A 26,598-nucleotide genomic window follows, 5' to 3' on the forward strand; every position below is an offset into this window, starting at 1 on the left:
AACCTTTACCATGGAAAGTTTCGCCGAGAGTGTGAACAAGTTTTTGGCGTTTAATGAGTACAAGATTCTGGAAGGCTACGGCACCATTTCTCGCCAAAACGCTGAATCGAAAGCCTTTGCTGAATACGAAAAATTTAACAAACAGCAGCGCATTGAGTCAGACTTTGACCGTGAAGTGAAAAAGGTGCTGCAAAAAAAGGATAACGACCAATGACGAATTACAAAACCATTGCCGAATCCAATAACTTTATTGTTCTGGATAAATACAACAAAGAGTGGAAGGTAGCCGAAAGCTATCAGAGCGAAGGCGACTTGGAGGGGGAGCTAATTCAGGATCTGGTCAATCAAGGCTACGAGTATCTGCCTGCGCTGAATAACCCGGAAGCCATGCTGGCCAATGTGCGAGTGCAACTGCAAGCACTGAATAGCGTGGAGTTCTTGGAGGGTGAATGGAAGCGGTTTGTCGAAACTTATCTGGATAAGCCTAGCGACAGCATTGTCGATAAAACCCGCAAGATTCACGATGACTACATTCATGATTTTGTGTTTGACGATGGCCGCATCAAAAACATCTACTTGTTGGATAAAAACAACATCACCCGTAACAAAGTGCAGGTGATAAAGCAGTTTGAACAAGCTGGCAGCCATGCCAACCGCTACGATGTGACTATTCTGGTGAATGGCTTGCCGTTGGTGCACGTAGAGCTGAAAAAACGCGGTGTCGCCATTCGTGAAGCCTTTAATCAGGTGCACCGCTACAGTAAAGAGAGCTTTAACAGCCAGGGCTCGCTGTATAAGTACTTGCAGTTGTTTGTGATCTCTAATGGCACTGATAGCCGCTATTTTGCCAATACCACTGCGCGCAATAAAAACAGCTTCGACTTCACCATGAACTGGGCGAAGGCCGATAACAGCCTGATTAAAGATCTAAAAGACTTTACTGCCACCTTTTTCCAGAAAAATACCCTGCTCAATGTGTTGCTGCATTACTCCGTACTTGACGTAAGCGACACGCTGCTGGTGATGCGCCCCTATCAAATTGCCGCCACCGAGCGCACCTTATGGAAGGTAAAAAGCTCGTATGAAGCCAAAAATTGGAGTAAACCCGAAAGTGGCGGTTATATTTGGCATACCACCGGCTCGGGTAAAACCTTAACCAGTTTTAAAGCAGCGCGACTGGCCACCGAACTGGAGTTTATCGACAAGGTGTTCTTTGTGGTGGACAGGAAAGATCTCGACTACCAGACCATGAAGGAATACCAGCGCTTTTCTCCCGATAGCGTGAACGGATCGGACAGCACCGCAGGGTTAAAACGTAATATAGATAAAGAAGATAACAAAATCATCGTCACTACGATTCAGAAGCTCAATAACTTGATGAAGAGCGAGGGCGACCTGACCATCTACAACAGGCAAGTGGTGTTTATCTTTGATGAATGCCACCGCAGCCAGTTTGGTGAAGCGCAGAAGAACCTGAAGAAGAAGTTCAAAAAATTCTATCAGTTCGGTTTTACCGGAACACCGATTTTCCCGCAGAACGCCTTGGGTGCAGAAACTACGGCCAGTGTGTTTGGCCGGGAGCTTCACTCCTATGTGATCACCGATGCCATTCGGGATGAAAAGGTGCTCAAGTTCAAGGTGGACTACAACGATGTCCGCCCCAAGTTTAAGGAAATAGAAACCGAGCAAGATGAAAAAAAACTCAATGCAGCAGAAAACAAACAAGCCCTGCTGCATCCCGAACGTATTCGCGAGATATCCCAATACATTCTGAATAACTACCGCCACAAGACTCACCGTCTGCAAGGCTTTGGTAAAGGCAGTGGTAAGGGCTTTAACGCTATGTTTGCGGTGAGCAGTGTAGATGCCGCCAAGTACTACTATGAATCGTTGAAGCAATTGCAGACTGGCCGCGAGAAACCATTAAAAATCGCCACCATATTCTCTTTCGTCGCCAATGAAGAGCAGGATGCAGTGGGCGATATTTTGGATGAGAGCTTTGATGTCTCCGCCATGAATTCAAGCGCCAAAGAGTTTTTAAGTGCCGCTATTGCCGACTACAACGCCTTCTTTAAAACCAGTTTCAGTGTCGACAGTAACGGCTTCCAGAACTATTACCGTGATTTGGCCAAGCGGGTGAAATCCAAGGAAATTGACTTGCTGATTGTGGTGGGCATGTTCCTCACCGGCTTTGATGCACCGACGCTCAATACCTTGTTTGTAGATAAAAACCTGCGTTACCACGGTTTGATACAGGCCTATTCACGCACCAACCGCATTTACGATGCGACCAAAACCTTCGGCAATATCGTCACTTTCCGCGATCTTGAAAAGGCCACTGTGGATGCCGTTACGCTGTTTGGCGATAAAAACACCAAGAACGTGGTGCTGGAGAAGAGCTACAAGGAATACATGGAGGGCTTTACCGATGTAGTAACCGGTGAGGCGCGGCGGGGCTTCATGGATGTGGTAAGCGAGTTGGAGCAGCGCTTTCCTGATCCGGCTGCCATCGAGAAAGAGTCCGATAAAAAAGCCTTTGCCAAGCTATTTGGTGAATACTTGCGCGTTGAGAATGTGCTGCAAAACTACGACGAGTTTGCCAGCCTGAAAGCCCTTCAAAACCTGGATATGAGCGACCCAGAAGCGGTTGAGGCGTTTAAAGCCGAGCACTATCTGGATGATGCAAAACTGTCTGAATTGCAGACTATACGCCTGCCGGTCGAGCGTAAGATTCAGGACTATCGCTCTACCTACAACGATATCCGCGACTGGCAACGTAGACAGAAATCGGCAGAAGAGGAAGAAAAATCCACCATAGACTGGGACGACGTGGTGTTTGAGGTGGATCTGCTCAAATCCCAAGAGATCAATCTGGATTACATTTTAGAGTTGATCTTTGAGCACAACAAAAAGAACAAGAGCAAAGCCGATCTGGTTGACGAAGTGCGCCGCGTGATACGCGCCAGCCTGGGCAACCGCGCTAAGGAAAGCCTGGTGGTGGACTTTATCAATCAAACCGACCTCGACCAGATTGGCGATAAGGTCAGCGTGATCGAAGCCTTCTTTGCCTTTGCCCAGGCCGAGCAGCAGCGCGAAGCCGAGGAGCTGATTGGCGCAGAAAACTTAAATGCAGAGGCAGCCCGACGTTATATAACTACCTCGCTCAAGAGGGAGTATGCCAGCGACGCAGGAACAGAGCTGAATGCCATTCTGCCCAAAATGAGCCCTTTAAACCCACATTACCTCACCAAGAAGCAAAGCGTTTTCCAAAAAATAGCTGCGTTCGTGGAGAAGTTTAAAGGTGTGGGTGGGAAAATCTAGCCGTAGATTTATATCGCATAGAGTGCTTGAGATTTTGTATGCCGCAAGTTTCGGGTGGCCATCGCGCCGGGTTAACCGGATACTGTGCCTATGTCTTTACAGGTGAAAAGCACTGTGAATAGCCCAGCAATGAACCCAGCCGAAACCCATCGACATTATCAGCAAGTGGCTGCGGCCATTGCCTTCTGTGTGGAGCAACGAGTTGCCCAGCCTGGTCTGGCTGAGTTGTCCGAGCACTTGGGGCTGAGTGAGTTTCACCTGCAGCGCCTGTTTTCGGAGTGGGTGGGGGTGTCGCCCAAGCAGTTTTTGAAGTTCCTTACCAAGCAGGAGGCCAAACGTCGGTTGCAACAGCAGTCGGTGTTGGATGCGGCGTTGGATCTGGGTTTGAGCGGCAGTGGTCGTTTGCATGATCTGATGGTGACCTGTGAAGCGGTCACGCCGGGGCAGTTCAAGCAGCAGGGGGCCGGCTTGGAAATCCATTATGGTGTGGTGGCTTCGCCCTTTGGTGAGGCGTTGCTGGCGCAGACCCCAAAAGGGGTGTGTAAGCTGGGTTTTTTTGATGGGGCCGATGGTTGGGAGCGGTTGTTGCTGGAGTTACAGGCAGAGTGGCCCAAGGCTACGCTGCGGCGGGATGATGGGGTGGTTGCGCCCACGGCGGCCAAGGTATTTGGCAGCGCAACCCGTGCATCCAATAAAATGGAGCCTGGGCGTTTGCATGTATTGATGAAAGGCAGCCCGTTTCAGCTCAAGGTGTGGGAGGCGTTATTGGCCATCCCGCAAGGAGAGATTCGCACCTATCAGCAGGTGGCCGATGCTATTGGTTCACCGGATGCGGTGCGGGCGGTGGCCAGCGCCATTGGCCGCAATCACGTTGGTTATCTGATCCCTTGCCATCGGGTGATTCGCAGCACTGGCGAGTTCAGTCAGTACGCCTGGGGTGCCACCCGCAAGCAGGCCATGATCGGCTGGGAGGCTTGTCACCGTTAAGGTTCTGGTTTGCATTATCAGTGAAACAGATTGAGCAAGGTGTTGAGAAACCGTTGCCCCAGTTCGGTGGTTTGCCAGTGCAGATCGGTTTCAGACAAGAGTTGTTTTTCTATGGCTTGAAGAACAGGTGGCTCTACTGTGCTCAAAGGCAAAAAAGTACGCTCGTTGAACAGCGTTTTTTCAATGGGCTGATGCAGGCGCAGGCTGTTCATAAAAAATTCAAACGGCAGATCCGCCGACTCTACGATATTCTGTTTTGCCGTGAACGCTTTGTTGTTATCCAGGTAGTCTTGCGGCTGACGGGTTTTCTGATAGCGGGTGATGGTTTTGTTTTCCGTATCCGTGATCTTGCCATGGGCACCGGCACCGATGGCCAGGTAATCCCCAAAACGCCAGTAATTCAGGTTGTGTTCGCACTGAAATCCATCCAAGGCAAAGGCGCTGGTCTCGTAGCGGTTGAAGCCATTGTGTTCCAGCAAGGCAAAACCGGCGTCTTCAATATCCCCCAGGTCATCATCGTGGGGCAGCGTTGGCGGTTTGCTGTAAAACACGGTGTTGGGTTCGATGGTGAGCTGATACCAGGATAGGTGAGTGGGTTGCAAATCCACCGCCTGTTGCAGGTCGGCCAATGCTTCACTGACGGTCTGCCCCGGTAAGCCGTGCATTAAATCAATATTGAGCTTTTCAAAGCCGACATCGCGAGCAGCCTTGATTGCGTTGATGGCTTCGCTGCGGTTGTGAATGCGCCCTAATGCCTGCAGTTTGTCTTCGGCGAAACTCTGCACACCGATGGACAAGCGGTTGATACCGGCCTTGCGAAAACCGGCAAATTTTTCGTATTCAAAGGTGCCGGGGTTGGCCTCCATGGTGATTTCGGCATCACGGGCGATGGGCACTATATGATGGATCTGTTGCAATAGATGATCGTAACTGGCGGCGCTGAACAGGCTGGGGGTGCCGCCGCCGATAAAGATGGTTTTGATCTCGCGCCCCTGGGCCAGCGCCGCATCCTGTTGCAGATCTTGCAAGAGGGCGGCGACGTATTCAGCCTCGGGTATGTGGCGGCTTTCGTGACTGTTAAAGTCGCAATAGGGGCACTTGCGCACGCACCAGGGTACGTGAATATAGAGCGACAGCGGGATGGTGTTCGGTGAGTGCCCCAAGGTGGTTTATTGCCCGTTCTGCTTGGCGGCAAAGGCGGCCATCAGTTTTTTCAGGGCCTGGCCGCGGTGGCTGAGCTGGTTTTTTATCTGCGGCGGCAGTTGCGCGGCGGTGCAGTTTTTCTCGGGCACCACAAACACAGGATCATAACCAAAACCATTATCACCGGAAGCTTGGAAATCAATGTAGCCTTCCCAGCTGCCCTGGCAAATCAGTGGTACTGGATCGGCCTCATGGCGCAGATACACCATCACACACTGAAAGCGGGCGGTGCGTTGTGCTTGCGGTAGGTCTTTCAAAGCGTCTAGCAGTTTGGCGACGTTATCGGCGTCGCAGGCATCGACACCGGCGTAGCGAGCACTGTAAATGCCGGGTGCGCCTTGCAGTGCATCCACTTCCAGGCCGGAATCATCCGCCAATGCTGGTTTGCCGGTGATCTTACTGGCGTTGCGGGCTTTGAGAATGGCGTTTTCCACAAAGGTGAGCCCGGTTTCTTCGATTTCGGGTACATCAAAATCGCTCTGGCCCAAGGCGCGCAGGCCAAAAGGATTGAGTACCTGATTGATTTCTTTGAGTTTGCCTTTGTTGCCGGTGGCGACGACGATGTCTTGCATGAGTGATCCACTGCCCGAGTAAAAAGTGCGCGCCATTATAACGCAGTCTTTACTCAAGCAGTGGATTACCTGCGGGCTGATCGGAGTGAGATCAGGGGGCCAGCAGGGTGACGTTGGCGGACAGGCGTCGCTCGGTGACCTTGTGCTCAAACACCACTTCTACGCTGGTGTTGGTGGTGGGCAGGCTGCTGTTGCCGCTGAGGGACACGGTGTAGCGGCCGGAACCTTCCTGCACGCTTATCCAGCGCAGAGCGTTGATTTCATCCATATTGGCGAGGCGGTAATCGTTACTGCTGATGTTGCCTTGACCGTTGATCTGGAAGGTATTGCTGGAACCGCTGGCCAGGCGCGGGTTGCCGTTGTTGTAGTTGTACCAGATGGTGCGGGGCAGGTTGTTGAGGCTGGTCAGTTCGCTGTTGTACTGATCTTCAGTGGATACATAGGTGCCAGCGTGACGCACAATGCCGATACCCTTGGCGAACAGCAGGGTGTTGGTGAGGGTTTCGTCGATGGTGATGCTTTGACCGAATACATTGATGCTGGCGTTGACGCTGGCCCGGAACAGGGCGGCGCGTACTGGTAGGGTGCCGTAACTGCCGTAATAGGTGGTGTCCAGGTTAGTGGTCTGGTAGCTGATGGTGATGTTGCTCAGGTTGGCGCTGAGGCCGCCGGAACGAATCACCGCTGTTGCCGTGGTGTTGCCGCTGCTTTGATTGCTGCTGTTGGATTGCATGATCAGTGGTGATGCAAAGCGCAGGTTATCCAGGCTGTACTGAACGCCGCCGCTTTCTACGGCAATGGGGCCATCAATGCCGAACACGCGAATGCGGTTGGCATCGCTGGACATAAAGAAACTGAAGGTATTGTTCGCGCTGTCGAAGGTCACTTCATAGACGTCGGCCCCTGCGTTCTGGCTCAGGGCGCTGTCCAGAATGTGCATGCTCTCGATACTGCCTACATTGCTGTCCTGATAGCCTAATGAGGCACCCACGGCCAGTGGCAGGTAAGTATTGAACATCTGTTCGTAGGGGGGATCCGGTTGCGGTGTGGGTGTGTTGTCACCACCGCAGGCGGCCAGTAGTGTACCGGCGCAAAGCAACACCAGGCTGCGGGCCAAGGGGCGTGTCTGAATCATGGGATAATATCCTGTTGTTTTGAATTTTTAGTTATTGTTTTTGGGGTGATCGCTGCGAACAGCGTAGAGCAATTAATGTTCTAACATCCCAGTCAGACAATTAAATGGGATATGCGGACAAGTTTGTTGTTAGCGGGGCGAACTGGAAGGGTTGCGCAGTGGGAGCGGGGTTGGAAACGAAAGAGCCCTACCTAAGTAGGGCTCTGATTAAGCGGAGTCAGGGCATTTTCTGCCGGGTGAGACGCGTAACGTTATTGGACCAATGTTACGTTTGAGGATAGGCGTTCACCGTCTGACAGGCTTTCGAACACCACTTCAACGCTGATCGGTAGATCGCTGTCGTCGGGCAGGTTGTCGTGTGGTTGCAAAGTGACATTGAATGTACTGCTGGAGGTGTCCTCTTCAACGGTGATCCAACCCAGCGCATTAATGGCGCTTTGATTGGCGATCTTGTAGTTTTCGGATCGGATCGCGCCTTGCCCAGGAATGGTGAAGGTAGTGTCACTGAGTGCGACAGGGGAGCCCAGGTTATAGTCAAACCAGATGGGTTGGGGCAGGTTGGTCAGCGAGCCAATTTGCGCATTCACATTTTGGCCTGCGTAGTTGCCCACATGGCTGACAATGCCAATGCCCTTGGCCAGCATCAGCTCAGTGTTCAGCGTGATATCAAAGGTGATTCGTTCGTTTACAAATGGTACGACCTCGTCGTACTGGATGCGAGTTGCAAGGTTTGTTTGCACCACGGGCAGGTCGCCGTCGCCGAAGGAATCTGAGAACACGGTATCAGTCTCGGTTTTGGTATAGCTAATATCAACATCGGTTCTGAAACCGATGAAGTTGTAAGTCAGGCTTGCGCGAGCTTGGGTGGGGGCGTAGGTGCTGTTGCTGCCATCGTAAATAACCAAAGGCTCATCGAACAGAAGTTGTGTGATGCGTGCACCGGATACTTCAAAATTACCTCTGATGCCGTGCAATTCGATAGAGCTGGCGGTGGATTTGAACAGCAGCGTCAGCGCATCGTCTAGCTCGCCATAGGTGATGGAATATATATCTTCACTGGATGAGGATAGATCCTCATCGTAGGCAACTACGCCGGAGGTGCCGTCTTCATAGTTGATGGAGGTGTCTACAGCAAGCGGCATGTAGGTGTTGAATTGTTGCGTGTAACTCGGTGAGCCAGAGCCGCCGCGACCGGTGTCATCGCCGCCACCGCCACCGCCGCCACCGCAGGCGGTTAGAAACAGAGCGGAAAACAGCAGGGAGGCGGTGCGCAAAAAGAGTGTCTTCATCATCATACTTCTCATTGTTATTGTTTTAATTCAGATCATGGTGCCAGCAGGGTGACGCTGGCGGATAAGCGCTCGCCACTGCTGTAGCGATTTTCAAAAATCACTTGCACGCTGGTGAGGCTGTCGGGCAAAGCGTCACTGGCAGTATCGATACCCACTGAGTACACGTCGGTGTTGGTTTCTTCTATTTCCAGCCAGCCCAGGGCATTCAGTGCAGACAGATTTGCGATACGATATTCCGTGCTGGATATATTGGTGTCGATGGCCCCATCAGCCAAGGTGAAGAACGAGCTGGTGCCCTCTACATTGGAGCCGGTCTGATCAAAGGCGATCAGATTGGGCAGCCCATCCAGATCGTGGAACTTGATTTCGTACTCGTTGCCGGCGCTGGAGGTTAGATCGCCGCTGTGCTGCATCAGGCCAAGCCCTTTGGTGAAATAGAAATTCATTACTATGGGGAAGGGGTCTAGGCTCAGTCCGCCGACGCTGATGTTGATGTCGGCTGTCAGGACGGATTTTAGAGTGGGTAATTCCAGCTCGGTCCAGTCGCTACGGCTGACCGTTTCATTGCTGGTGTTGGTGGTGTCGTAGGTGAGGGAGATGACGGTACCGTCCTCGGGCGCACCGTTGTAGACAACATCTGCGGTAACGGCAGTGGTTTGATCTGAGCGGTTGCCAATCAATCTGATGGGTGTAGCAAAACGCAAATGATCAACGCTGGCGCTGCCGCTGACGCCCAGTGGACCGTCGATGCCCAATAGTTCGATCTGGTTGGTGGTGGTGCGGAAGTACAGCTCCATATCCACATTGCCGCCGCTGATGGCGACTTTGTACACGGAATAGCCCTTGCTGTTGGAGGTGCCTAAGTCATAGGTGACAGAGCCTTCAACCGCACCGGGTGATCCGCCAGTCTCGGTGTAGAAGAACTGGGTGGCGTTGGTGAGGGGTAGATAGGGGCTTTGATTTACGTCCACAACCACCGTAGTGACTGAGGAATCATCCTCATCATCATCGGTTTCCAATCCGCAGCCGCTTAATATTAACGTGCCAAAGGCTATATAAAACAGATATTTAGGTAACATTGAGTGCTCTTCTAGTACTTATAATACTTATTCCTCTGGATTGTATCCCAGCAGAATGTAAGTGAGTGTAGAAAATTGTTAGGTGATCTTTATAGGTTTAAAACAGGCGGGCAAGCAGGCCCGGCGTCGTCTGAAACCGGGCGGTAAGGTATTAATCTACAAAGAAACTTTGTTCAAAGCTGACTTTTAGCGGGGAGGCTTCTGGTGTCGGTTTTACTTTGATGTCGAAGTTCAGCTTGCCGCCATCACTGGTCAAAAATTGAGCAAGATAGTAGATGGCATCGCCTTCTTCCACCATTTGAAAGTCCAGTGGAATCTCGCTGCCCCCCAGTTGACCGGTGTAGCCTGTTAACTGGGCCATCACCGCTTTGTTGCTGCCACCGGGCATTTTGCGTTGCACGGCGATGTTCACTACACCCCGATGGCGGCTGCGCATGAGGCCATAGGCCTGGGCAACCTCGGGGGTGAGATGGGTGGAATTGAAGGCGCTGTAATGGACAACGTAGTGCTGATCTTCAACCAGTTGTTCGGCGGCTGCCAGGTCGGCGGTCAGCAACAGGGCGATGGCCAGTAATGTGCCGATCAAGATCTTAAAACGGGTCATTCTGATGGTGGTCATGTCCTTAACCTCCCGGTTATTTTGTGACGTGGTAAACCGCTACTTCACCGAACAGGTTGGGGAACAAGCGCATAAAAAAGCCATCGCGGTAATTCATGTCCACCACCGTGCGGTTGAGTATTTTGAGATGTTTGCGGTGGCACAGAGCCTCAAAATCCTTGAATGTACACAGATGGATGTTGGGGGTGTTGTACCAAGTATACGGCAATGATTTGGAAACGGGCATGCGGCCGCGAGTGGCCAGATACCAGCGGCAGCGCCAGTAGCCAAAATTGGGAAAGGTGATAACACATTCTTTACCCACCCGCAGCATGTCGTCGATGACCCGATCGGGGTAGTTCACTGCTTGCAGGGCCTGGGTCATCACCACCATGTCGAAGCTGTCGTTCTCGAAGCTGCTCAGGCCGTAATCCAGATCCTGTTCGATGACATTGATGCTTTTCTTAATGCATTCAAGGATTTTGTCCTGATCGATCTCCAGTCCATAGCCGAATACGTTCTTGCTGTCGCGCAGATGCGCGAGTAACGCGCCGTTGCCACAGCCCAGATCCAGCACGCTGCTGTTGGGTTTGATCCATTGTTGAATGGTTTGCAGATCCTGGCGCATGGGTCAGTTGCCTCCATCCAGTTGGATTGAATTCATATAAGCTTTGAACAAATTGATATAACGGGGCACGTCCAGCAGGAAGGAATCGTGGCCTTGTGGGCATTCGATGTCGGCGTAGGTGACCTGCTTGCGGGCAGCCAGCAGCGCCTCCACGATCTCACGGGAGCGCTCCGGGGAGAACCGCCAATCGGTGGTGAAGGACAACACCAGAAAGCGGGCTTTGGCCTGGGCCAGCGCCTTGCGCAGGTCGTGATCGTAGTCTTGCGCAGGGTCAAAGTAGTCCAGCGCACGGGTCATCAACAGGTAGGTGTTGGCGTCGAAGTTTTTCGAGAACACTTCCCCCTGATAGTTCAGGTAGCTCTCGACCTGAAATTCCACGTTAAAGTCGAAACTGATGGCTCCGTTGCGCAGTTCACGGCCGAATTTCTCCCGCATGGCGGCATCCGACAAATAGGTGATGTGGCCGAGCATGCGGGCCAGGCTGAGGCCGATTTTGGGGTACTTGTTGTGCTCGTAATAATGGCCTTCGCAGAAATCGGGATCCGAGAGGATGGCTTTGCGGGCCACCTCGTTGAAGGCGATATTCTGCGCCGACAGCTTGGGCGCTGCGGCGATGACCACGGCATTGCGCACCAGATCCGGAAAGTCCATGGCCCACTGCATGGCCTGCATGCCCCCCAGGCTGCCGCCCACGACTGCCGACCAATGGGGAATGCCCAGGTGCAGCATCAGCGCATGTTGGCTGTTGACCCAATCTTTCACGGTCATGATGGGAAAGTCGGGGCCGTAGGGTTTGTTGGTGTCCGGGTTGATGGAGGTGGGGCCGGTGCTGCCGTGGCAGCCCCCTAAATTGTTCAGGCTCACCACGAAGAAGCGGTTGGTGTCGATGGCTTTACCGGGGCCGATGCAGGCATCCCACCAGCCGGGTCGCTTGTCTTCGGCGCTGTGGTAACCGGCGGCGTGGTGGTGGCCGCTTAAGGCGTGGCACACCAGCACGGCATTGGTTTTGGCTGCGTTCAATGTGCCGTAGGTTTCAAAGATCAGTTCGTAATGGGGCAGGGTCTTGCGACATTGCAGGGTAATGGGTTGTTCGCAACGGAATCGCTGGGGCTGAACAATGCCCACGGAGCCGTCTTTAAAGTCCAAAGCGGTGTGAACAGGGGTGGTTTCCTGTGTTTCCAATCGTCTGCTACCTGCGTTGTGTCTAATGAAGGGCTAAATGAAGAGCGCAGTCTATCAGAAATGGCAGGCAGGGGTAGGGTCGGGTTACAGTGGGCGCGATGAAAACTGGGAGCTGATAATGGGGATCACCTTGCGACTCTGATGGATGGGAGCCGGTTTGCGCAGGCCTTTGATCATGTCTTCAACCTGGGCGACCTGTTCATCCAGATCCTCCAGCATGGATTCCATATTGGCGATGCGCTGCTCGGAGGTTTCCTCGGCGTTGCCCAGAACCCGCAGTTTGGTGATGTGCTCATCCAGTAGGTGTTTTTGTTCCTGAGCGTTTTGGAACAGGGGCAGCAGTACATCATTGAGCCACTCTTTGGCGGCCCGCTCGTACAAGCGGTAGATGGTGGAACCCTCGTTGACGATGGTGCTGAGAAAGCGCTTGGAGGTGGCCTTCTGTTCGGTGAGCAACTTGCGCAGATTGCGGCGGAAACTGCCTGCTTTGGTCCGCAGGTCTTCCAGCCGGGTGGTGTAGTCACGGGGGCTGAACCGGGGGTAATCCAGTGGCGCCATGCCCAGTTCGGCCTCGTACTTGGCGTAGATGTCCGCCACCATGGCCTGCAGCTTTTCGTGTTGGGAGGCCAGGCTCACCATGTCACCGTTTAGGTTGTCGAAAAAGCTGTCGATGGCGTTGTTCATGCCGACGATGGTCCAGCTGCTGGTGAGGGCTTTGCCGGCATCTTTGAGGTACTGAGCCAGTTTGTTGCTGTTCACCGGCTCCAGCATGCTTGCCCCTTCCCGCAGGATCATCTTGCGGCTGGATTTCAGCAAAATCAGCTTTTTGTGGTAGAAGGCTTGCTCGTGACGGGCCTGGCTGAGCATTTTTTCCAGCTGGGATTTGCGGTCGGATTCTTCGGCTTTGAGTACGCGCAGTTCCGCCAGTACTGATTCGCGGCGGCGCAGCAGGGTTTTGCGGCTGCCGTGGAGCATGGCGTGGATGTCGCGGATAACGCTCTTCTGGATGAGGTGTTCCTTGCGTCGCATCATGTCGTTGGACAGCAGTTCTTCCAGCTCTGGCAGGAAGCTTTTGTCCAGTCTTTCCATATTGCCTTCCACCTGGGCCAGCAGGCCTTCTTTGGCGGAGACGCTGAGAATTTCATCGGGGGCAATGGCCAGCTGACGGGCACATTGGGCGCGAATGTCCCCCAGAATGCGTTTGTTGTATTGATCGTCCTCCAGTTCATCCCACACGGCATCGACTTTGTTCAGTACCGCGTACACCCCGGTGGATTCACGCAGGGAGAGGTCACGGATGTGTCGGTTCCAGATGTCCAGATCGGTGGCGCTGACGCCGGTGGAGGCGGATAGCAGAAACAGGATCGACTGGGCCTCTGGCAGCAGGCTGAAGGTCAGCTCTGGCTCGCAGCCCAGGGCGTTGAGGCCGGGGGTGTCAATGATGGTGAGGCCCTGACGCAGCAGGGGATGATCAAAGTTGATCATGGCGTGACGCCAGGCCGGGATCAGCACCTTGTCCTCGTTGTTCGGGTCTTTTTCCAGCAGATCGATCTGGAACCCCATGGCGGATGCTTCGCGGGGGCTGACGGACTTGAGTTGCGCTACCTCGGCAAAGGCTTTCTTGATCATGCGCGGGTCTTCGGCGTTCAGCGGCACAAACACCCACTTATCGGGGATCTTGCGGAAGCTGGCCAGACTGGAACCGACCATCCGGGTTTCAATCGGCAGCAGGCGGATGTAGCTTTCCGTGGAGCGGTGATCGTAGAGCAGCTCAGTGGGGCACATGGTGGTGCGGCCAGCACCGGATGGCAGGATGCGCGTGCCGTAATGACTGAAGAACAGGGCGTTGATCAGCTCAGTCTTGCCGCGGGAGAACTCACCCACGAAGGCGATGGTGATTTTGTCTTCTTTCAGGGTCTGCAGCGCCTGTTCAAGCTTGGATTCCAGCTCAGGGTTCTGCACATTGTGATCAATCAGCCAGCCACGGTAACGCGTCAGTTCGCGGTGGATTTCCTGCCGCCACTGAAGATAGGCATCCATCTGATTGGAAAGACGCGCTGACTCCATCTGCTTACATCACTCGTGTGGTAGTTCAAATTGACATACTTATGCCAAGGCTGACGCTAACCCCTTGAACCCTCAGGGCTTGCCAATGTTCAGCTTAGCAGGAATTTTAACCGGTGCGTGAATCCGAATGCGTTTACTCCGCCCCAGTTCCCCTTTTTCGATGGCCACCTGACTTTTGCTGACACCAAAGGACTTTGCCAGAAATCGGGTCAGGTGGTCATTGGCCTTGCCGTCCACCGGCGGGGCGGTAATGCGTATTTTCAGTTCGTTTCCGTGATCCCCTACGATTTCGTCAGTGGCGGCCTTGGGCTGCAGACGGCAATCCAGAATCAGATCGTCGCCCTGCCAGCGATACCAGTCGGCCATGGCTCAAGGCATGCCGTTGAGCTGGAACAGGTTTTTGATAAAAATCAGCGCCAGCATCACCAGCATGGGTGAGATGTCCAGCCCACCCATGGGGGGAATGATTTTGCGGGCCGGAGCCAGCACCGGTTCGGCGATCTGACGCAGTATATCTGCAAACGGGTTGTAGCCGCCGCTGGCCGCTGTGACCCAGCTCAGGATGGCGGATACGAAGATCACAAACAGGAAGAAATTGATCACCGTGTTGGCAATGGACTTTAACGCAAAAATGATCAGCCCCAGGATGGGCACACCGGCGGCATCGCTGAACACAAATATATACAGGCCCAGTTTGATCGCAACCACGATCAGAAACAGCGCCAGCGAGGCTATGTCCAGGCCACGATAGCCGGGCACGACTCTGCGCAGGGGGATCAAAAACGGGTTGGTGGCTTTAACGATGAACTGGGATATCGGGTTGTAGAAATCCGCCCGCACCATTTGCAGTATGAATCGGGCCAGCACGATGGAAATGTAGATATCAAATAGGGTGGTGATCAGAAAAAGAAAAGCGCCGCTTACGTTCATGTTCAGGTGTTCCTGGTTCAGATGTGCCTATTATCAGGGTGCAAGTTTGGATGAATGCCCTAATCATAACAGGAAGTGTAGGTTATTGGGCGAACCCACACCCTGCCAGAATTGAATGATTTTTCAGCCGGAAAGCTCTTTTGAGCGCTGATAGGCTCCCTGCAGTGCTTCAGCGAAGATTTCCCGCAGCTTGTTGTCTTCCATGATGCCGATGGCGCGCTCGGTGGTGCCGCCGGGGGAGGTGACGCGGCGGCGCAGCTCCGCGGGTTCGACATCGCTGGTGATGGCCATTTGCGCTGATCCCAGAGCGGTTTGCAGGGTCAGCTGTTTGGCGACTTGTTCGCTCAGACCCAGAGCCGTGCCCGCTGCAACCATGGCTTCCATAACCAGGAAGAAATAAGCAGGGCCGCTGCCGGAAACGGCAGTAACGGCGTCGATCTGATCTTCATTTTCAACCCACAGGGCCAGGCCCACGGCTGCCATAACGGTGCGGGCTTGCTCGCGCTGGGTGGCGGTTACGTTGGTGTTGGCAAACAGGCCGGTCGCGCCGGTTTCGACCAAGGCGGGGGTGTTCGGCATGCAGCGCACGATGGGCATGTCCTGCCCCAGCCATTGTTGCAGCTTGGCCAGGGTAATACCGGCGGCAATGCTCAATACCAGCGGTTTGCGCTGCTGAAACAGGCCTTGCAGCGGTGCCAGCACCTGTTCCATCACCTGAGGTTTCACCGCCAGCACCACCACGTCGGCCTTTTGGCAGCCGTTGATATTGTCACGGGTGGTGTTTACCTGCAGCTGCTTGCGCACCTGGGCCAGTTGCTGTTCGTTGATGTCACACAGGGTGATATTGATAGGATCCATGCCTTTGGCAATCATGCCACCGGCCAGACTGCTGGCCATGTTGCCAGCGCCGATAAACGTTATCTTGATGCTCATCTGTCGTCTCTGAAGTTGGTTTCAGCGAAAAATAGTTGAAGCGTAGGATAACGATTCTATGACGGAGATGTTACGTTTTTCTGGCCACAGGCCGGTGTTGTGCTGTGCCAGCGAACAATAGCCTCAAGCGGCGTTTTGTTGCGCAAGGGCCCGCAGCACAATTTGACACTGGTTTTCGCCGTATTCCCGGATGTCGGCAACGGTGGCAGAGGCGTCTCTGGCCAGCACGTTTTTTACCAGGCGTTGGAATATGCTCAAAGAGACATCAAATTCAGTGGTTTCCGCCCGTAAGGCGATGTAGGAGTAGCGCTGCAACAGCGGCAGTAGCCCCTCAATATCCTGGGCCAGATAGGGGTTTTTGGCAAAGCGCCGGGTCGCAATTTGTACAAAACGGAATGCAACCTCATGGGCCTGCAGCAGGTCGTTGTCTTGAAACAGTTTCCCCAGATCGCCCACCATGGCGATCAGGTCTTCCACTTCACCCTCTTGCCACTCTTCTGCAACCTGCGCCGCCAGCCTGCTGAACAACAGAAACAAAAAGTCGTACAGATATCGAACCTGTTGTGGATTGACATCGCATACGCGCACGCCCCGGCGAGGTTGCAGCTCAACCAGATGCATGTTCTCCAGAAGGCGAAATGCCTCACGAAGTGAGTTGGTGCTCACTTCAAGGGATTTGGCCAGCTCATTCTCCGGCAGGCGGCTGCCCGGCGCAAATTCACCGGTAACGATTTTCTGCGTCAAATGTTGGGCGATTTGCTCGCTTAGGCTCAAGGTTTTCAACGGCATGGTTCATTAGCTCCAGTGTTACGGGGGCCATTATCGCGGAAACTTAAACATGAGTCTATTCTTGAATTGTTTGACAATTCAAGAATTCATTTATAGATTGGGGCCAAGTATAAATGAATAAGAACGAGGTAGTAGATGTTTGAGTCGATGTCGCCGGATCGCATGCTGGCGTTAAAAAAGTGGGGCTATTTGCTGTTTTGGGCGACGATGGTGCCATTGGTTCCCTTTGCAGCCATGATTGGGCAGGATTCCGGCACCCAGAACTACTGGGCGTTTTTTCTGTACGCGGTGGTGTTTGGCATCATCCCCATCGCGGATTTCGTGATTGGTAAAGATCCCAGCAACCCAGACGAGGCGGTGCAGGTGCCTGCCATGAGCGAGGAGCGCATCTACCGTGTATTCACGCTGCTGATGGCGGGGATTTGGCTGATTGTTCAGGGTTATGCAGGTTACGTGTTCATCAACAATGACTATTCCATTTGGGGTCAGCTGGGCTGGATACTGTCTATCGGTACCGTGGGCGGCATCATCGCCATCAACTTGGGCCATGAGCTGATCCACAAAGATCCCAAGCTGGAGAACTGGGCCGGTGGCCTGATGCTGGCGTCGGTTACCTACGCTGGTTTTAAGGTGGAGCACGTGCGTGGCCATCACGTCCATGTGTCTACCCCCGAAGACGCTTCCTCCAGCCGCTACAATCAAACGCTGTATCACTTTTTGCCCAGGGCTTTTGTTCGTAATTTCATCAACGCCTGGAAGTTGGAGAAGCAGTACCTGGAGCGCAAAGGCCACGCCAATATCAGTGTGCATAACGAGCTGATTTGGTGGTACGCCATCTCGGCGCTGTTCGCAGTAGGTTATGGCGTAGTGTGGGGCTGGATGGGTGTGGTGTTCTTTTTAGGGCAGAGCTTTGTTGCCGCGCTTACCCTAGAGGTCATTAACTACGTGGAGCATTACGGCCTGCACCGTCGTGAAAACGACAAAGGTCGCTACGAGCGGGTGACACCGGCTCACAGCTGGAATTCCAATTACCTGCTCACCAACGTTGCCTTGTTTCAGTTGCAGCGCCACAGCGATCATCACGCCTACGCCAAACGCCGCTATCAGGTGTTGCGTCATTATGAAGAAAGCCCCCAACTACCGGCCGGTTACGCCAGCATGTATGTGTTGGCGTGGTTTCCGCCCCTGTGGAAGAAGATCATGAACCCCCGAGTGGAAGCCTACTATCAGGGTGAAATGGATCAGCTGTTCCGCGAGCGTGGCCGAGTCAATAATATCATCCAGCCCGCCCGGTAATTATGGCATTGATCAACGGCGCTCCCCAAAGAGCGCCGTTCCCACTCTGACCAGGGTGCTGCCCTCTGCGATGGCGGCTTCCAGATCGTCGGACATGCCCATGGACAGCGCCTGCGTGGTAATGCCCGCTTCTTCGAGTTGCTGTTTTAACAACGCCAGACGATGAAAAGCCGCCCGTTGTGGTGTCTCATCCTCACCCGCTGCCTGCACCCGCGAAGGAATACACATCAACCCTGCCAAGTGCAGATTGGGCAGGCCGGAGACAGCCCTGGCCAAGGGTAGCACCTGCTCTGGCGGCACCCCTGATTTGGTGTCTTCGTGATCGATATTTACCTGCAGACACACTTTTAAAGGGGGCAGATGCGCCGGGCGTTGCTCGCTCAGACGGCGCGCCACTTTCTCTCGGTCTATGCTGTGAACCCAATCAAAATGCTCTGCGATGGGGCGGGTTTTGTTGGATTGGATGGGGCCGATAAAATGCCAGACAATGTCCAGATCATTCAGGTCTGCCAGTTTGCTTTCCGCCTCTTGCCAGTAGCTTTCGCCAAAATCACGCTGCCCCAGATCGTACAGAGTGCGGATGGCATCGCTGGGGTGCTTTTTGCTCACGGCCAGCAGGGTAGGCTCTGGCTTGCCGAGGCGGGCGGCGGCGTCCCGAATATGTTGGATCACCTGTTGGAAGCGTTGTTGCAGATCGTTTGTCATGGCTTTGGGCTGGAGTTACGGAATTTTTTGGGAAAGTGTGGTATTTAATCACAAAAATCAATTAGGTGGGGGCTTGAAAAAAGTGGCAGGCCGAATGTCTGCTAATCTTGAAGAGTCCTATGCTCAAATATATTGGGCTCAAACATATCGGGTTCGAATTTAACCAGTTCAGAGAAGGTATCCCATGGATATTACGGAGTTGCTTGCCTTTGGCGTGAAAAACGGTGCGTCTGACTTACACCTGTCGGCCGGTTTGCCCCCCATGATCCGGGTTGATGGCGATGTTCGCCGAATCAACCTGCCAGCAATGGATCATAAACAGGTGCATGGCCTCATTTATGACATCATGAATGATAAGCAGCGTAAGGATTTCGAAGAATTTCTGGAAACGGATTTCTCTTTCGAGGTGCCGGGTGTGGCTCGCTTCCGGGTTAACGCCTTTAACCAGAACCGGGGCGCCGGTGCGGTGTTCCGAACCATTCCCTCCAAAGTGTTATCCATGGAGGATCTGGGCCAGGGGCAAGTGTTCAAAGATATCTGTGAGTTTCCCCGTGGCTTGGTATTGGTAACCGGGCCTACCGGCTCCGGCAAATCCACAACCCTGGCGGCGATGCTGGATTACGTTAACGAAACCCGTTACGAACACATCCTCACCATCGAAGACCCCATCGAATTCGTACACGAATCCAAAAAATGTCTACTTAACCAACGGGAAGTGCATCGTGATACCCTCGGTTTTGCGGAGGCCCTGCGTTCAGCGCTGCGGGAAGATCCCGATATCATCCTGGTGGGTGAGATGCGAGATCTGGAAACCATTCGTTTGGCGCTGACTGCCGCTGAAACCGGTCACTTGGTGTTCGGCACCCTCCACACCACCTCTGCGGCCAAAACCATTGACCGTGTGGTGGATGTGTTCCCGGCAGCGGAAAAAGCCATGGTGCGCTCCATGTTGTCGGAATCCCTGCAGGCAGTTGTGTCCCAGACACTGTTGAAAAAAACCGGTGGTGGCCGGGTGGCGGCCCATGAAATTATGATTGGCACACCGGCTATTCGAAACCTGATTCGTGAAGATAAAATTGCCCAGATGTACTCGGCCATTCAAACCGGAGCATCATTGGGGATGCAGACCCTGGATCAATGTCTGGGTGATTTGGTGCGCAAGGGCCATGTTAGTATCGAGCTGGCTCGCGAAAAGGCCAAGAACCCCGACGGACTTAAATAATTCGCTTGAGAAAAACCGCAGAGGAAAATCATGGATTTTGAAGACCTGCTAAAGCTGATGGTAGAAAAAGGAGGATCTGACCTGTTTATAACGGCGGGCGTCCCGCCTTCCATGAAAGTGAACGGCCGGGTTGTGCCCGTTACCAAAACCGCGTTGAGCCCCGAAAAAACCCGCGAGACGGTGCTGGGTGTCATGAACGAAGGCCAGCGTAAGGAATTTATCGAATCCCATGAATGTAACTTCGCCATATCGGCGCGGGGCATAGGTCGTTTCCGGGTCAGCGCGTTTTATCAGCGCAACCTGGTGGGCATGGTGTTGCGTCGCATCGAAACCCGTATCCCCACCATCGATGAGCTGAATCTACCGTCGGTCATCAAAGATCTGGCCATGACCAAGCGCGGCATCGTGATTTTTGTAGGGGCGACCGGTACCGGTAAATCCACCTCGCTGGCCTCCATGATTGGCCATCGCAACAATAACTCCAAGGGTCATATCATCAGCATCGAAGACCCTATTGAATACATCCACCAACACAAGGGCTGCATTGTTACCCAGCGGGAAGTGGGCCTGGATACGGAAAGCTTTGATATAGCCCTGAAGAACACCCTGCGACAGGCACCGGATGTCATCATGATCGGTGAGATTCGAACCCGCGAGACCATGGAATACGCTGTGGCGTTCTCCGAGACCGGTCACCTGGTGCTGGCTACTCTGCACGCCAACAACGCCAACCAGGCGCTGGATCGTATCATTCACTTCTTCCCGGCGGATCGTCACAACCAGTTGTGGATGGACTTGTCGCTCAATTTACGCGCCATGGTGGCGCAACAATTGATCCCGACCCCCGATGGCAAAAGTCGCCGCGCGGTTATTGAAGTGTTGCTCAACACCCCATTGATGGCGGATCACATCCGCAAGGGTGAAGTGCACCTGCTGAAACCGTTGATGGCCAAGTCCCGCGAGCTGGGCATGCAGACCTTCGATCAGGCGCTCTACGATCTGTACAGTGCCGGTGAGATCACCTACGAAGACGCGCTGGCCCACGCCGATTCGCCCAACGACCTGCGTTTGATGATCAAACTTGGCTCGGAAAGCTCGGCTGATGCGCTGGACAGCGCAACCAAAGGGCTGACCTTGCAAGATGATGATGGCATGAAAACCGGTTGGTGATGTGCATGGCCGCTCTGCATAACAAGCTTGATGTCGTTCGGGTTGGTTAGTGCAGACGGCCGATAATGGTTCCCCGCGATCCAAATCAAATCTGCGGGTGGTGATCCCCTTTTTCCTCCTCTGGATTGCCCTGCTGGCAGCGGCCTATTGGTATTTTCTGGTTAAGCCCCAGCAATGGTTTGATCCCAGTATGCAGCAGCCACCGATGCTGTCGGAAGCCAGTGAACAGCAGCAGCTGCGGGCCATACTGCAACGCCACTTTCCTCAGCTGCAGCAAGGCAAAGCCTGGTTTGTTCGAATCAAGCAACAGGATTGCAGCTGTGAGCGCTTTGTGGAGCTGTATCATCAGAGTTTTGCTGCGCAAGCAGATCCCGCCGAGATGCAGGTTGTGGTGGTTGATCTGTCGGATCAGGCATTGACGGAAGCTGAGCTGAAGCTGCTGCAAACGCTGATTCCTGCCACGCCCTCAGTTGTGCTGTTTAATTCAGCAGCGGAGGTGGGCTACTTTGGCCCATATCATCAAGACGGCATCTGCAATGCTGAAAACAGTTATTTGGAACCGGTGTTACAGGCTCTGCAGCAGGGGCAGAGCCTGTCGGTGTTGAACACACTGGTGTACGGATGCTTTTGTCACACCCGTTAGTCAGGCCATAGGTTGGAAACGATCAGCTGTGACGGTAGCTGAGGGCACCATCTTTTAGCGTCAACTTCACCCTTCCGTGCAGAGTGCGCCCGATGAATGGCGAGTTCTTGCCCTGTGACACCATATTGTCCCGGCTCAACTTCCAGCTTTCGTTGGGATCAAATACACACAGGTTGGCGTTGCTGCCCATGCTGAGATGGCCGGCATCCAAACCAATCAGCAGTGCCGGGTTCATGGCAATGCGCTGCACCCATTCGGATTCCGTCAACACCCCGGTACGCACAAATTCGTAGCTCAGCGGCAGGAAGTGTGAAAAAGCTGAGATGCCTGCCGCGGTTGTTGGAAAGGGTTCTGCTTTGGCGGCGGCTTCATGGGGCTGGTGATCCGAACACAGCACCGAAATCACCCCAGCCTTTACACCATCAATCAGTGCCTGGCGGTCAGCTTCGGTGCGAGCCGGGGGGCGAACATGATATTGACTGTTGAAACCATCGATCATGTCGTCGGTTAAATACAGTTGATGTACCGCCACATCCGCTGTCACCGGCAAGCCTTTGGCCTGGGCCGTGGCAATCAGTTCCACACTGCGGGCGCAGGAGATCTGACCAAAATGAGCGCGCACGCCGGTTTGTTCCACCAGCAACAGATCCCGCGACAGCGCAATGGTTTCTGCACATTCAGGAATGCCCGGCAATCCCAGGCGGGTGGCGGTGGGGCCAGCGTGAACACCACCAGCCGGACTGATGGATTGCTCTTCGCTTTGGAAAAACACAATCAGGTCAAAGGTGCTGGCGTATTCCAAACAGCGCAGCAGCACTTGTGCATCCTTCACCGGATGACGCAGTTGCGATACGCCAATACAGCCAGCTTCCCGCAGCGAGTGCATTTCCGACAGTTGCTGGCCGTCCAGGCCCTTGGTTAACGCGCCAATCGGCATAACATGGGCGTAACCGGACTGATAGGCTCGCTCTTGAATCAGGGCAGCCACGGCCCGAGTGTCGATGACCGGGTTGGTGTCCGGTGGGCAGCACAGGTGGGTTACCCCGGCCGCCGCTGCAGCGTGGGTTTCGCTGTGAATGTTGCCTTTTTGGGTCTGGCCGGGCTCCCGCACGCGGGCGCATACGTCTACCGCACCGGGGATCACCAGCATGCCTTCGGCATCGAATTCCATATCAGGCTTAAAGCCAACGGGCGCGTTGCCAATGTTGCTGATCAAGCCATCGGCAATGTAAATATCAGCCACCTGATCCAGAACCTGGGTGGGGTCGATGACACGGCCGTTGCGGATAACAATGCGCTGGTTGAAGTTAGGGCGTGAAAAATCCATCAGACACCCCCCTCCTGTGCGGCGACTTCCGTCTGCCCGCTCATGGCCATGGACAGCACCGCCATGCGTACGGCGATACCATAATTCACCTGTTGCAGAATCACCGAGCGGCTGCAGTCGGCCACGGCGGATTCGATTTCCACGCCCCGGTTAATGGGGCCCGGGTGCATGATGATGGCATCCGGTTTAGCAAAGGCCAGTTTTTCCATGGTGAGTCCGTACAGGCGATAAAACTCCGATTCACTGGGCAGTAACGCCGATTGCATACGCTCTTTTTGCAGCCGCAGCATGATGACCACGTCCACGTCTTTCAGGCCTTTGGCCATGTCGTAATAGATTTTCGCGCCCAGGCCTTCGAAGTCTGCCGGAATCAGGGTTTTGGGGCCGATAACGCGAACTTCGCCGACGTTGAGTCCGCGCAGGGCATGCACCTGGGAGCGGGCTACCCGCGAATGCAGCACATCGCCGACGATGGCGACGTTCAGCTTGGCAAAATCGCCCTTGTGGCGGCGGATGGTGTACATATCCAGCATGGCCTGGGTCGGGTGAGCATGACGGCCATCGCCCGCGTTGATCACGGCCACCGATGGTGTCACATGCTCGGCAATAAAGTGGGGTGCGCCGCTGGCCTGGTGGCGTACCACGAACATGTCGCTGTCCATGGCCTCCAGATTCCACAGCATGTCCATCAGGGATTCGCCCTTAGACGTGGCCGAGGTGCTGATGTCAATATTGAGCACGTCCGCCGACAGGCGCTTGGCGGCCAGTTCAAAGGTGGTGCGGGTGCGCGTACTGGCTTCGAAGAACAGGTTGACGACGGTTTTACCGCGCAGCAAAGGCACCTTTTTGACCGCCTGTTTGCCAACGCTGACAAAGGATTCTGCTGTATCGAGAATCTCGGTCAACAGCTCGGTACTCAATCCTTCGGTCGTAAGGAAATGTCGCAGTTGACCGTGCTCGTTCAGCTGCAATTGGTGTGGCGGTGTCTTCGGCGTCATGCTTTGGGTTCGATCAGGGTCAGAGTCAGGGGCTTGGGGCCGCTCAATTTTATCCTTTGTTTGGGGTCTAAATCCATTCTTATACCAACAACATCCGGCTGAAACGGCAATTCACGGCGTGGTAGATCCACCAGCGCTACCAGTGCCACCGAGGCCGGGCGGCCATAATCGAACAATTCATTGAGGGCGGCACGGATGGTGCGGCCGCTCATAATCACGTCATCCACCAAAATGACATGCTGGCCCTCGACACTAAAGGGCAGGTTGGAAGGTTGCACCTGGGGGTGCAGACCCTTGCCATGAAAATCATCGCGATAGAAGGAGATGTCCATCAGGCCCAGAGGTTGCTTCAGCCCCAGGCGTCGATGTAATTCTTTTGCCAGCCAGGCACCACCGGTGTGAATGCCCACCATGGCAGGTTCGTTGCGGTTGCCTGCCATAATCGAGGTTTTGATGTCGCTGGCCATAGAATCCAGCAGGGGTGCCACGTCCGGCATTGTCATTAAGGTACATCCTTCAGCAATTGTGGCCACTGTTCTGTGAACCAGGATTGCAGGATAAGGCTTGCAGCGATGCTGTCAACTAGCCCTGCTTTGCCGCAGCCCTGGGCATTGCGCTGTTCGCGGGCTTCAAAGGAGGTCAGACGTTCATCCATTTCAAACCAGGGTTTGCCAAAACGGCCGTGCAGGCGCTGGCCGAATTTGCGAGCGCGCTGGGTAAGCTCAAACTCAGAGCCGTCCATATTGATCGGTACACCCACCACGAAAGCGTCCGGTTGCCATTCCTCGATCAGTTGCGCCACTTGTTGCCAGTCGGGCTGGCCGTCACGGGCCTTGATTTCAGATAAGGGGGTAGCGGAGCCGGTCAGGGATTGTCCTATGGCAACGCCGATTTTTTGGGTGCCGTAGTCGAAGGCGAGAATGCTCACCTGGGAAGATTCAGGAAATTTAGCCATAGGATCTAAGTCTTGTGGGGATCAGGCGTGGCCGATCTGGTCAGAGAGCAGGTTCAGGTCAACGCCCAACAGATTGGCGGCGGCCTGCCAGCGCTGCTCATAAGGGGTAGCAAAGATAATATCCGGATTGGCTTTTACGCTCAGCCATGCGTTCTGGGCCATCTCATCATCCAGTTGGCCAGCACTCCAGCCCGCATAACCCAGTGCCACCAGGCTCTCTTTGGGGCCTTCGTTGTGGGCGATGGCCATCAGGATATCCCGCGAACTGGTGAGGCAAATATCCCCGTGTACGATCTGGCTGTTTTCCCACTGGCCGGGATCAGAGCGATGTAACACAAAGCCCCGCTCCATTTGTACCGGCCCCCCGCACATCACGGCGATCTCATTGTAGGTATCATCGTACTCATCGATTTTCAGGTGCGACAGGATGTCCCCCACCGACAGATCCATGGGGCGATTCACCACAATGCCCATGGCTCCCTCCTGATTGTGCTCACAAATATAGGTAATGGAGTGGGCAAAGTTGGGGTCGGCCATGGAGGGCATGGCGATCAGAAAATGATCTTTCAGGCTGCTGTGATTCGATTCAGTCATGAATTAAGTATTGAGTGTCTGGCGGAGGGGTTCAAGTATATTTTTTGGAATGAGCAGCGGCTATTTAAAACAAAACGCAGTTTAGAACGAAGACAGGAAATCTCCTTTACCGAAGCGCCAGGTGCGGATGATCTCCAGAATGTCGGTGTTTTGCTTGATCTCCGGGGGAAACGTAGAGAAGGGCGCGGCGATTTTCACGATCTGCATGGCGGCCTGATCCAGCACCCGATGCCCTGAGCTTTTCAATACTTTCATTTCTCGGAGGGTGCCATCTGAGTTGATGGACACTAACAGCCGCAGCTCGCCATAGATCTGTTGTTTGCGGGCTTCTGCCGGATAATTCAGATTGCCGATATGTTCGATTTTCAGGCGCCAGGAATCCAGGTAAGCGGCATCGGCGGCCTGCTTGGTGCTGGCAGAGGTCAGTACCCGCTTTTTAGGGCGTTTGGCGTAGGCCTGACGTTTTTCCTCAAGAGCCGCTTCATAACTGGCCATTTCGATCTGGCGGTTGAGGTTGGCCAGCAACTCCTCTTTCGAAACTTTAACCTCGCGATCCAGTGTGCTGGTGGGGGTTTTCACGGTCTTATGGGGGCTGTTGCCGGTGGTGCTAAGTTGCGTCGCCATAGAAGGTTGCACCGGTTTCTGGGTGGCTTCCTGGGGCAAAGGCTTCACGTCCCGAATGATGGCGTCATCAAATTCAGCGTATTGATCGGTGGTGGGTTTAAGCTTTTCGGCTTCAGTACCGCTGCCGATTTGGTTGGATTGGGCCAGAAAATCCGCTTCCTCTGGCGCTTTTTCGGTATGGTGCTGGGCCAGTATCACCTCCAGGGAGGTGGCCGCAGGGGTGCTGTCAGGAAAACCGATATGGATTCCCAACAGCACAATTGCATGCAGCACCAGCGCCAGAAACAGGGTAAAGGTGAAGCGGTCTGTGGCAGAGATTACAGGTTGTTCGGCAACAGCGGCAGCCAT

27 protein-coding genes are annotated in these 26,598 nt (G+C 54.1%); 7 read left to right on the forward strand and 20 right to left on the reverse strand.

Annotated features, from left to right (window positions below; genetic code table 11):
• The first annotated feature begins 10 nt into the window (after positions 1–10).
• The 3 genes from rhuM (at position 11) to Kalk_RS12850 (ending at position 4,308) form a co-directional block, all read left to right on the forward strand.
• The gene (rhuM, locus tag Kalk_RS12840) at positions 11–214 is read left to right on the forward strand and encodes a RhuM family protein (RefSeq protein WP_101894631.1); all 204 of its coding nucleotides are present in this window, start codon (positions 11–13) and stop codon (positions 212–214) included.
• Positions 211–3,321, forward strand: a complete 3,111-nt coding sequence (locus tag Kalk_RS12845) for an HsdR family type I site-specific deoxyribonuclease (RefSeq protein ID WP_101894632.1) — start codon at positions 211–213, stop codon at positions 3,319–3,321. Before rhuM ends, Kalk_RS12845 begins: the two co-directional genes overlap by 4 nt.
• Before the next feature lie 114 nt (positions 3,322–3,435).
• Positions 3,436–4,308, forward strand: coding sequence for a methylated-DNA--[protein]-cysteine S-methyltransferase (locus Kalk_RS12850; RefSeq protein ID WP_233716630.1), 873 nt, complete (start codon positions 3,436–3,438; stop codon positions 4,306–4,308).
• Positions 4,309–4,325: 17 nt separating this feature from the next.
• Here Kalk_RS12850 and hemW read toward each other — a convergent pair whose 3' ends face one another.
• From hemW to Kalk_RS12915, 13 genes are all read right to left on the reverse strand, one after another.
• A complete protein-coding gene (gene hemW / locus Kalk_RS12855; protein ID WP_233716632.1) occupies positions 4,326–5,471 on the reverse strand; it encodes a radical SAM family heme chaperone HemW in 1,146 nt (381 codons plus the stop codon).
• Between the two features lie 6 nt (positions 5,472–5,477).
• Positions 5,478–6,083 carry an XTP/dITP diphosphatase gene (locus Kalk_RS12860; protein ID WP_101894633.1) on the reverse strand — a complete coding sequence of 202 codons (606 nt, stop codon included), beginning with the start codon at positions 6,081–6,083 and terminating at the stop codon, positions 5,478–5,480.
• 91 nt (positions 6,084–6,174) lie between these two features.
• Positions 6,175–7,218, reverse strand: a complete 1,044-nt coding sequence (locus Kalk_RS12865; protein ID WP_101894634.1) for a hypothetical protein — start codon at positions 7,216–7,218, stop codon at positions 6,175–6,177.
• Positions 7,219–7,469: 251 nt separating this feature from the next.
• Positions 7,470–8,507, reverse strand: a complete 1,038-nt coding sequence (locus tag Kalk_RS12870) for a hypothetical protein (protein ID WP_158643479.1) — start codon at positions 8,505–8,507, stop codon at positions 7,470–7,472.
• Between the two features lie 35 nt (positions 8,508–8,542).
• A complete protein-coding gene (locus tag Kalk_RS12875; RefSeq protein WP_101894636.1) occupies positions 8,543–9,589 on the reverse strand; it encodes a hypothetical protein in 1,047 nt (348 codons plus the stop codon).
• Between the two features lie 151 nt (positions 9,590–9,740).
• Positions 9,741–10,208: a DUF4426 domain-containing protein gene (locus tag Kalk_RS12880; protein ID WP_199767910.1), complete on the reverse strand. Its 468-nt coding sequence runs from the start codon at positions 10,206–10,208 to the stop codon at positions 9,741–9,743.
• Between the two features lie 16 nt (positions 10,209–10,224).
• On the reverse strand, positions 10,225–10,815 hold the full coding sequence (gene metW / locus Kalk_RS12885) for a methionine biosynthesis protein MetW (protein WP_101894637.1): 591 nt from the start codon (positions 10,813–10,815) through the stop codon (positions 10,225–10,227).
• Between the two features lie 3 nt (positions 10,816–10,818).
• A complete protein-coding gene (gene metX / locus Kalk_RS12890) occupies positions 10,819–11,961 on the reverse strand; it encodes a homoserine O-succinyltransferase MetX (RefSeq protein WP_101896313.1) in 1,143 nt (380 codons plus the stop codon).
• Positions 11,962–12,081: 120 nt separating this feature from the next.
• On the reverse strand, positions 12,082–14,064 hold the full coding sequence (locus Kalk_RS12895) for a dynamin family protein (RefSeq protein WP_101894638.1): 1,983 nt from the start codon (positions 14,062–14,064) through the stop codon (positions 12,082–12,084).
• A gap of 72 nt (positions 14,065–14,136) precedes the next feature.
• Positions 14,137–14,430 (reverse strand): DUF167 domain-containing protein, encoded by a 294-nt coding sequence (locus Kalk_RS12900; RefSeq protein ID WP_101894639.1) that lies wholly within the window; start codon positions 14,428–14,430, stop codon positions 14,137–14,139.
• A 3-nt stretch (positions 14,431–14,433) separates the two neighbouring features.
• The gene (locus tag Kalk_RS12905; protein WP_101894640.1) at positions 14,434–14,994 is read right to left on the reverse strand and encodes a YggT family protein; all 561 of its coding nucleotides are present in this window, start codon (positions 14,992–14,994) and stop codon (positions 14,434–14,436) included.
• 123 nt (positions 14,995–15,117) lie between these two features.
• On the reverse strand, positions 15,118–15,927 hold the full coding sequence (gene proC, locus Kalk_RS12910; protein WP_101894641.1) for a pyrroline-5-carboxylate reductase: 810 nt from the start codon (positions 15,925–15,927) through the stop codon (positions 15,118–15,120).
• Between the two features lie 123 nt (positions 15,928–16,050).
• On the reverse strand, positions 16,051–16,716 hold the full coding sequence (locus tag Kalk_RS12915) for a GntR family transcriptional regulator (RefSeq protein ID WP_101894642.1): 666 nt from the start codon (positions 16,714–16,716) through the stop codon (positions 16,051–16,053).
• A gap of 135 nt (positions 16,717–16,851) precedes the next feature.
• Here Kalk_RS12915 and Kalk_RS12920 point away from each other — a divergent pair, with 135 nt between their 5' ends.
• Positions 16,852–18,012: an alkane 1-monooxygenase gene (locus tag Kalk_RS12920; RefSeq protein WP_101894643.1), complete on the forward strand. Its 1,161-nt coding sequence runs from the start codon at positions 16,852–16,854 to the stop codon at positions 18,010–18,012.
• A 12-nt stretch (positions 18,013–18,024) separates the two neighbouring features.
• Here Kalk_RS12920 and Kalk_RS12925 read toward each other — a convergent pair whose 3' ends face one another.
• A complete protein-coding gene (locus Kalk_RS12925; RefSeq protein WP_101894644.1) occupies positions 18,025–18,717 on the reverse strand; it encodes a YggS family pyridoxal phosphate-dependent enzyme in 693 nt (230 codons plus the stop codon).
• 184 nt (positions 18,718–18,901) lie between these two features.
• Here Kalk_RS12925 and Kalk_RS12930 point away from each other — a divergent pair, with 184 nt between their 5' ends.
• From Kalk_RS12930 to Kalk_RS12940, 3 genes are read left to right on the forward strand one after another with little or no spacing between them, the layout of a single operon-like run.
• A complete protein-coding gene (locus Kalk_RS12930; protein WP_101894645.1) occupies positions 18,902–19,939 on the forward strand; it encodes a type IV pilus twitching motility protein PilT in 1,038 nt (345 codons plus the stop codon).
• Between the two features lie 30 nt (positions 19,940–19,969).
• On the forward strand, positions 19,970–21,109 hold the full coding sequence (locus Kalk_RS12935; RefSeq protein ID WP_101894646.1) for a PilT/PilU family type 4a pilus ATPase: 1,140 nt from the start codon (positions 19,970–19,972) through the stop codon (positions 21,107–21,109).
• A gap of 49 nt (positions 21,110–21,158) precedes the next feature.
• Complete coding sequence (locus Kalk_RS12940; protein ID WP_101894647.1) at positions 21,159–21,752, forward strand: DUF6436 domain-containing protein; 594 nt, start codon at positions 21,159–21,161, stop codon at positions 21,750–21,752.
• A 22-nt stretch (positions 21,753–21,774) separates the two neighbouring features.
• Here the strand turns inward: Kalk_RS12940 and Kalk_RS12945 are convergent, their stop codons facing one another.
• From Kalk_RS12945 to Kalk_RS12970, 6 genes are all read right to left on the reverse strand, one after another.
• Positions 21,775–23,079 carry a dihydroorotase gene (locus tag Kalk_RS12945; protein ID WP_101894648.1) on the reverse strand — a complete coding sequence of 435 codons (1,305 nt, stop codon included), beginning with the start codon at positions 23,077–23,079 and terminating at the stop codon, positions 21,775–21,777.
• Positions 23,079–24,077, reverse strand: coding sequence for an aspartate carbamoyltransferase catalytic subunit (locus Kalk_RS12950; RefSeq protein WP_101894649.1), 999 nt, complete (start codon positions 24,075–24,077; stop codon positions 23,079–23,081). The genes Kalk_RS12945 and Kalk_RS12950 overlap by 1 nt, the downstream gene beginning before the upstream one ends.
• Positions 24,074–24,580 carry a bifunctional pyr operon transcriptional regulator/uracil phosphoribosyltransferase PyrR gene (gene pyrR, locus Kalk_RS12955; protein WP_101894650.1) on the reverse strand — a complete coding sequence of 169 codons (507 nt, stop codon included), beginning with the start codon at positions 24,578–24,580 and terminating at the stop codon, positions 24,074–24,076. The genes Kalk_RS12950 and pyrR overlap by 4 nt, the downstream gene beginning before the upstream one ends.
• Positions 24,580–25,032, reverse strand: coding sequence for a Holliday junction resolvase RuvX (gene ruvX / locus Kalk_RS12960; protein WP_101894651.1), 453 nt, complete (start codon positions 25,030–25,032; stop codon positions 24,580–24,582). The genes pyrR and ruvX overlap by 1 nt, the downstream gene beginning before the upstream one ends.
• Before the next feature lie 21 nt (positions 25,033–25,053).
• Positions 25,054–25,626, reverse strand: coding sequence for a YqgE/AlgH family protein (locus tag Kalk_RS12965; protein ID WP_101894652.1), 573 nt, complete (start codon positions 25,624–25,626; stop codon positions 25,054–25,056).
• An 81-nt stretch (positions 25,627–25,707) separates the two neighbouring features.
• Entirely contained in the window at positions 25,708–26,598 is an 891-nt protein-coding gene (locus tag Kalk_RS12970; RefSeq protein WP_101894653.1) for an energy transducer TonB, read from the reverse strand.

It is taken from the genome of Ketobacter alkanivorans, from assembly GCF_002863865.1.
Classification (GTDB): Bacteria; Pseudomonadota; Gammaproteobacteria; order Pseudomonadales; family Ketobacteraceae; genus Ketobacter; species Ketobacter alkanivorans.

Bases quoted from the DNA above. Each gene is read 5' to 3' on its own strand.
- ruvX (WP_101894651.1), bottom strand. From the start codon at position 25,032: ATGGCTAAATTTCCTGAATCTTCCCAGGTGAGCATTCTCGCCTTCGAC.
- Kalk_RS12925 (WP_101894644.1), bottom strand. From the start codon at position 18,717: ATGACAAACGATCTGCAACAACGCTTCCAACAGGTGATCCAACATATT.
- pyrR (WP_101894650.1), bottom strand. From the start codon at position 24,580: ATGACAATGCCGGACGTGGCACCCCTGCTGGATTCTATGGCCAGCGAC.
- Kalk_RS12900 (WP_101894639.1), bottom strand. From the start codon at position 14,430: ATGGCCGACTGGTATCGCTGGCAGGGCGACGATCTGATTCTGGATTGC.
- Kalk_RS12970 (WP_101894653.1), bottom strand. From the start codon at position 26,598: ATGGCTGCCGCTGTTGCCGAACAACCTGTAATCTCTGCCACAGACCGC.
- Kalk_RS12845 (WP_101894632.1), top strand. From the start codon at position 211: ATGACGAATTACAAAACCATTGCCGAATCCAATAACTTTATTGTTCTG.
- proC (WP_101894641.1), bottom strand. From the start codon at position 15,927: ATGAGCATCAAGATAACGTTTATCGGCGCTGGCAACATGGCCAGCAGT.
- Kalk_RS12920 (WP_101894643.1), top strand. From the start codon at position 16,852: ATGTTTGAGTCGATGTCGCCGGATCGCATGCTGGCGTTAAAAAAGTGG.
- Kalk_RS12930 (WP_101894645.1), top strand. From the start codon at position 18,902: ATGGATATTACGGAGTTGCTTGCCTTTGGCGTGAAAAACGGTGCGTCT.
- Kalk_RS12875 (WP_101894636.1), bottom strand. From the start codon at position 9,589: ATGTTACCTAAATATCTGTTTTATATAGCCTTTGGCACGTTAATATTA.
- metW (WP_101894637.1), bottom strand. From the start codon at position 10,815: ATGCGCCAGGATCTGCAAACCATTCAACAATGGATCAAACCCAACAGC.
- Kalk_RS12880 (WP_199767910.1), bottom strand. From the start codon at position 10,208: ATGACCACCATCAGAATGACCCGTTTTAAGATCTTGATCGGCACATTA.
- Kalk_RS12895 (WP_101894638.1), bottom strand. From the start codon at position 14,064: ATGGAGTCAGCGCGTCTTTCCAATCAGATGGATGCCTATCTTCAGTGG.
- Kalk_RS12905 (WP_101894640.1), bottom strand. From the start codon at position 14,994: ATGAACGTAAGCGGCGCTTTTCTTTTTCTGATCACCACCCTATTTGAT.
- Kalk_RS12870 (WP_158643479.1), bottom strand. From the start codon at position 8,507: ATGAAGACACTCTTTTTGCGCACCGCCTCCCTGCTGTTTTCCGCTCTG.
- Kalk_RS12860 (WP_101894633.1), bottom strand. From the start codon at position 6,083: ATGCAAGACATCGTCGTCGCCACCGGCAACAAAGGCAAACTCAAAGAA.
- Kalk_RS12865 (WP_101894634.1), bottom strand. From the start codon at position 7,218: ATGATTCAGACACGCCCCTTGGCCCGCAGCCTGGTGTTGCTTTGCGCC.
- rhuM (WP_101894631.1), top strand. From the start codon at position 11: ATGGAAAGTTTCGCCGAGAGTGTGAACAAGTTTTTGGCGTTTAATGAG.
- Kalk_RS12965 (WP_101894652.1), bottom strand. From the start codon at position 25,626: ATGACTGAATCGAATCACAGCAGCCTGAAAGATCATTTTCTGATCGCC.
- Kalk_RS12950 (WP_101894649.1), bottom strand. From the start codon at position 24,077: ATGACGCCGAAGACACCGCCACACCAATTGCAGCTGAACGAGCACGGT.
- Kalk_RS12945 (WP_101894648.1), bottom strand. From the start codon at position 23,079: ATGGATTTTTCACGCCCTAACTTCAACCAGCGCATTGTTATCCGCAAC.
- Kalk_RS12915 (WP_101894642.1), bottom strand. From the start codon at position 16,716: ATGCCGTTGAAAACCTTGAGCCTAAGCGAGCAAATCGCCCAACATTTG.
- Kalk_RS12935 (WP_101894646.1), top strand. From the start codon at position 19,970: ATGGATTTTGAAGACCTGCTAAAGCTGATGGTAGAAAAAGGAGGATCT.